This is a genomic window from Streptomyces sp. NPDC046870, assembly GCF_040704595.1.
In the GTDB taxonomy this organism is placed as follows: Bacteria; Actinomycetota; Actinomycetes; order Streptomycetales; family Streptomycetaceae; genus Streptomyces; species Streptomyces argyrophylli.
Genome location: NZ_JBEYXM010000060.1, coordinates 1 through 1,088 on the forward strand (window position 1 = coordinate 1; position 1,088 = coordinate 1,088).

At 71.6% G+C, this 1,088-nt stretch carries 1 protein-coding gene; it reads right to left on the bottom strand.

The window, feature by feature from the left end; genetic code table 11:
- A partial coding sequence (locus AB0946_RS41745) for an alpha/beta hydrolase (protein ID WP_366765982.1) occupies positions 1–933 on the bottom strand: 933 nt, incomplete at its 3' end.
- Positions 934–1,088 lie beyond the last annotated feature (155 nt).

A 1,088-nucleotide genomic window follows, 5' to 3' on the forward strand; every position in this document is an offset into this window, starting at 1 on the left:
GTCGGTGGGGTGGGTGGTGGTGAGGTGGGTGGTGAAGTAGTCGGTGAGTTTGTCGATGGCGGGGTCGATGTACTGCTTCTTGTCGTAGAGGTCGACGTGGCTGGCGCCGGGGATGCGGTGGAGTTCCTTGGGGCCGGTGGCGCGCTGGTGTGCCTCGACGGCCATCCAGGCGGTGACGGCGCGTTCGCCGATGATCTGCAGGATGGGGCGGGGGGCGATGAGGGGGACGGCGTGGAAGGCGTCGTGCTGGGCCATGCGGTCGATGCTCTGCCAGGCCAGGAACTTCGCGGAGCGCTCGTGCGCGCCGCGCGGGGTGCAGTAGTACTCGAAGCCCTCCACGCCGTGTTCGCCGCCGAGTGCGCGTGCCTGTTCGGCGGTTTCGGGGAACATCGTCATCACGCCGGGGTCCTCGCCGCGGGCGGCGGTGGTGCGGGCGGCGGCGGCGGCGTCCAGCAGGGCCTGGAAGACGGCCGGGTCCTGGGAGCCGTCGGCTCCCAGGCGGAACTGGCGGGCGGGCTCGGCGGTGGAGACGGTGGCCACGGCCCTGACCCGGTGGTCGCCGCCGGTGGCGGCCAGCGAGTAGCTCCCCGAGGCGCAGATGCCCAGCAGGCCGATGCGGCCGGCGTCGACCTCGGGGCGGGTGGTCAGGTAGGACACGGCGGCCTTGAAGTCCTCCACCCGCTGCGCGGGGTCCTCCAGACCACGCGGCAGGCCACCGGAGGCACCCTGGTAGGCCGCGTCGAAGGCCAGCGTGACGAAGCCGTTGCCGGCCATCCGCTGCGCGTACGTGCCGGAGGTCTGCTCCTTCACCCCGGTGCCCGGGTGACCGACCACCAGCGCCGGCAGCCCACCGGCCACCGGGCTGTCGGGAAGGTAGAGGTGGGCGGCGATCTCGATACCGGCGCTGTCGAAACCGACACTGATCCTGGCCATGAGGGCACTCCTGCCGAAACTCGTTGAGGTGGCGTGACACACCCGGAGGCGGCCCCCGGAGAGGAGCCGCACCCTTTCCGGGCACACACCCACACTCCGCCACCCCACCCCCGCACGGAAGAGACAAGAACCTGCCCGGGAAAGAACCTTCCCCC